Origin of the sequence: Pedobacter sp. (assembly GCF_045627485.1) — a bacterium.
GTDB lineage: Bacteria > Bacteroidota > Bacteroidia > Sphingobacteriales > Sphingobacteriaceae > Pedobacter.
The window spans coordinates 1-3487 of the sequence record NZ_JAZQNU010000129.1; the positions used below are offsets into that span (position 1 = coordinate 1).

Annotated in this window: 2 protein-coding genes; both read left to right on the forward strand. The window is 38.8% G+C overall.

The window, feature by feature from the left end:
* Positions 1-2674 (forward strand): SusC/RagA family TonB-linked outer membrane protein (locus ACR2F3_RS09840; RefSeq protein WP_432709806.1); only part of this gene is annotated, 2674 nt, incomplete at its 5' end.
* Between the two features lie 28 nt (positions 2675-2702).
* The coding region (locus ACR2F3_RS09845) for a RagB/SusD family nutrient uptake outer membrane protein (protein WP_432709807.1) at positions 2703-3487 on the forward strand (785 nt) is incomplete at its 3' end.

The window sequence follows — 3487 nt, forward strand, 5'->3', positions numbered from 1 at the left end:
GAGCCTGCAAGCTAACAGCACAACGCTTGAAAATGTAGAAGTTGTTTCTGTTGGTTATGGAACATTGCCGCAAAAGGAAGTAACATCAGCAGTAACCCATATTCCTGCGGAAAAATTCAGACAAAGCGGCTCAAGAAATCCGTTGGACTTAATTCAGGGTAAAGTTCCGGGCTTAGTATTAACCCGTGCCTCGGGTTCTAATCCAAATTCAGGCGTTGATGTACAATTAAGAGGTGCAATATCCATAACGGGAAGTTCAAGTCCGCTTTTTGTTATTGATGGTATTCCAGGTGGAAACCCTGATTTACTTCAACAGGATGATATTGCTTCCATTGATGTTTTAAAAGATGGATCAGGCGCTGCCATTTATGGTACAAGTGCAAACGCTGGTGTTATAATCATCACCACTAAAAAAGGCAAGCCCGGACCACCGGAGTTTAACTATTCCAATTACTTCAGGAAAGAGTATATTCAAAACAGACAAGATTTTTTAAGTGCTGATGAATTCCGTCAGAAAATAGTTAGTGGAGAAATTAAACAACAAGATTTTGGACACAATACTGACTTTTTAGATCAGCTGATTAATCACGAGAATCTATCACAAAACCATAACATGTCTTTATCCGGAGGCTCTGAGAAATCAAGTTACCGTGCCAGCATAAACTACAGGGATCTTCAGGGTATTAGTTTAGAAAACGGAAGGAAAGAATATACGATGCGTTTAAATGTTAACCAAAAGGGGTTAAATGACCGTTTATACGCACAGTTCAACATAGCAGCTAATTTCAATAATGCCAATCTACTTGGTGGAGGAGGCTGGGAAAGCGAGATGGCGAAAAATCCTACGCTTTCTAATTATAATCCTGACGGTACGTATCGTTTCGATTTGACAAGTAGCAACGAATATGCACGTTTATTTCAAGAGACCAATTACAGAAAACAACAAACAACATCAATCGATGGAAAAGTAGATTTAGATATAATTGAGGGTTTAAAGGCTTCGGTTTTCGGGTCAGTAACCAGAAATAATAATATGGATGGTCAGTATAGACTTAAAGACAGTGAAAATTCTGTGGAAGACAGAGATTCTCCACGTGGAGGTTACGCCTATAGGGGAAGTAGCTTAAAACAGAATTTTGCGGTAGAGCCAACGTTGAACTACACCAGAATTTTTGCGGAAAAACATAACGTAACCGCGGTAGCTGGATATAGTTATCGCTACAATGTCGATGAAGGTAATTCTGCAGCTAACCGCGGTTTTATCAATGACGTTTTAGAGGACAATAAATTGTCACGAGGTAGTGCTTTAGTATTGGGTAAAGCATCGATGGATAGTTACAAAAATGATAACACCTTAATTGCTTTTTTTGGAAGGGTTAATTATGCCTTTAATAATAAATATATGGCGCAATTCATTTTGCGCAGAGAGGGGTCTTCCAGGTTTGGTGCTAACAACAAATGGGGAAATTTCCCAGCTGTTTCTGCAGGATGGAATATTTCTGAGGAAGACTTTCTAAAAGAAGTGAATTTTGTAAACTACCTGAAATTAAGGGTGGGTTATGGTGTGACTGGAAATAGTGGATTTAGTGATAATGCCTCTCGTGTAACGCTTGGTGGTGGTGGTAAATATTTATTTCCAGATGGCTACTATTATGAAACTTATGGACCTAACCGTAACCCTAATCCAGACCTAAGATGGGAAACTAAAAGAGAGTTGAATATTGGTATGGACTTCAGGTTCTTTGATAGTAAATTAACAGGTGCTTTAGATGTATTTAAACGGACAACAAAAGATTTGTTGGATACCTACGTAGCCCCACAACCTCCGTTTGTACATTCAGATATTTATGCTAATGTTGGATCGATTTCTTCTAAAGGGATAGAGTTGGCATTAAGTTATGCAGCCATTAATAATGAAAATTTTTCATGGAGTATGGATGTAACCGCCAGTGCATTGAAAAACACCCTGGATTCTTATTCAAATGACCAGTTTAAAATATTATACAAAACATTCGGTGGAATTGGTGGTGCAGGTGCTTTAGGTGATGCCATTACCACTTATGAAGGTGGTGCTATTGGTGAATTCTGGGGGAAAAAGTTTGCTGGTTTTACTGACGAAGGTAAATGGTTATTTTATAACAGGAACGGTGAGGCAGTTAGAAATGATAAGATTAATAACTCAAAAGATTTAAATTCTACAGACTTACAGAATTTAGGAAATGCTATCCCTAAATACTATGCCTCCTGGACGCATAACTTTACTTATAAAAACTTTGATTTAAGAGTTTTCCTTCGCGGTAAATTTGATTACAAAATTTTGAATACAACTGCACTCACCTATGGTAACAAAACATGGTCAGGTAACTTATTAAGAGAAACTTTTACCAAGCATAGCGAGATCAATGATACTTATATGTATTCAGATTATTATCTGGAAGAAGGTACCAATATTAAAGTTGATGAAATAACCCTGGGTTATAATTTCAAGTTGGATACCAAATGGGCAAGAAGTGTGAGGATTTATGCATCGGGACAGAACTTAGCGACCATTACGGGATATAGTGGTAATGATCCTGATTTCGTTAGAGATACCGGTTTTGGGGCAGGTATTGACAACCGGAGTGCTTACCCAAGTACACGCTCTATCCTTATTGGATTAAATGTTGGATTTTAAAAAAAAAACATTAATAGAATTTATACTGATGAAAAATAAATCAATTATATATATAGGTCTAATTGCTGCGTTATCTTTTTCGAGCGCTTGCACTAAACTAGACGAGAATGCATATGATCAGTTTTTAACTGATAATTTTTATAACAATAAAACAGAGGTATTGTCGGCTGTTTTGAGGCCTTATACCCATGCGGGCGCATGGGTAACCCCATCGGGACAGGATGGCCAGTGGCGCGCTGCTGAGCTTTCTGCTGATCAGCTTGCCTGGCCAACTAAAGGTCGTCACGGTGAAGATGGCGGGAAATGGAAAAGATTGCACTACCATACCTGGACTGTGGATGATGGTAATTTAAACAATGCCTGGTCATTAATGTACTGGGGAATGGGTTTATGTAACGACCCTATTCAGAACATAGAGAAGAGAGATGTTGCCAGTATGGGCATTACAGAGCAAGAAAAATCAGAATACCTTGCTGAACTAAAACTGTTTCGTGCCTTTCATTATCTTAAGTTAATGGATATGTGGGGTAACATTCCGGTAGTAACCAAAGTCGGAGAGCCTGCGCAACCGGAAACCTTACCAAGACAAGAAGTTTTCAATTTTATTGAAAGAGAGATTAAGGAGAATATAGAAGCTGCACCTAAACTTTCCAGGTCAATGATGGGACGTATGACCCAGGCTGGTGCTTATGCCATGTTGGTGGAATTGTATTTAAATGCAGAAGTTTGGACAGGAACACCCCGTTGGGACGACTGTATTGCTGCTGCTGATAAGTTAATTACCAGTCAGGCAGGCGGACAAAATGGAACGAT